The 831-nt window shown below is 54.4% G+C and carries 1 protein-coding gene; it reads right to left on the bottom strand.

Annotated elements, in window-relative coordinates:
* A partial coding sequence (locus HMPREF2955_RS06475) for a hypothetical protein (protein ID WP_210401285.1) occupies window positions 1-686 on the bottom strand: 686 nt, incomplete at its 3' end.
* Between the last annotated feature and the right edge of the window lie 145 nt (window positions 687-831).

Here is an 831-nt window from a genome sequence, read left to right as displayed (position 1 = left end):
ATTTTATCCGGCATTCCGTCACCGTTAAGATCGGCATAGGAACAGTTTGTAAGGGTCGTTGTCTTCGTGCCGTTGAAACCTCCCGTAATCTCCGCGTTGCCGAGAACGGTGATTTTTGTTCCCAATCCCGCACCCCAGTTGGTGTTGGATGTGGCATCCAAGTCCTGGCAGCCTCGCGGCATGTACCCTGTGAAACCGTAGCCGAGATTGTACCTCACGGCATCGCCTTCAACCATATCGGGTAATCCGTCACCATTCCAGTCCAACCAATCGCGTGTAGTCTTGGAGTTTCCATGAGAGAAATTACCGCTGGCCGTGACGGCCAGGCTGGAAACGGCATTGCCGTCACTGGCATTCTGCCCTTCGCATTGGCCCGTCGAGTTATTCGTGGGGGTGGTAGCCTTGTTCGGATTCTCATTGGCATTGTTCATGCTGCCGACATCGCCTGGAGAGGAATTGCCTGTTGTTCTTCCCGACTCAGAACGGTTCCTGTTGCCTATGCTTACGGCAATGGCACCGTCATTGCCTATGCCGAGGCTGTAAGCACCCGAGCTGAACTCAGGCATCGGAATGTCAGTCTTGACGCTAAGTTGGCTGAGTGTTCCCGTCGGCGAAGTGTATTGTGTGCGTACATGGCTGTCCCCCTCATCTATCCAATCAGGATAGCCGTCGCCGTTGACATCCATTGCGGCGACTTCCGTATGGGACGTTTGACTGCTTTTGCTGCCGCTTACGCCGAACCTGAGGGGACCATTCCCCGTTGCAGACACGCCATGCCCAGAAGACTTGGATTGTAATATCGGTGCAGACAGTCCTTCTCCTGAGGCATAC

It is taken from the genome of Prevotella sp. HMSC073D09, assembly GCF_001814145.1.
Taxonomy (GTDB): Bacteria; Bacteroidota; Bacteroidia; order Bacteroidales; family Bacteroidaceae; genus Prevotella; species Prevotella conceptionensis.
The sequence above is the reverse complement of the archived record's forward strand: the minus strand, read 5'-3'. Positions and strand labels throughout refer to the sequence as shown.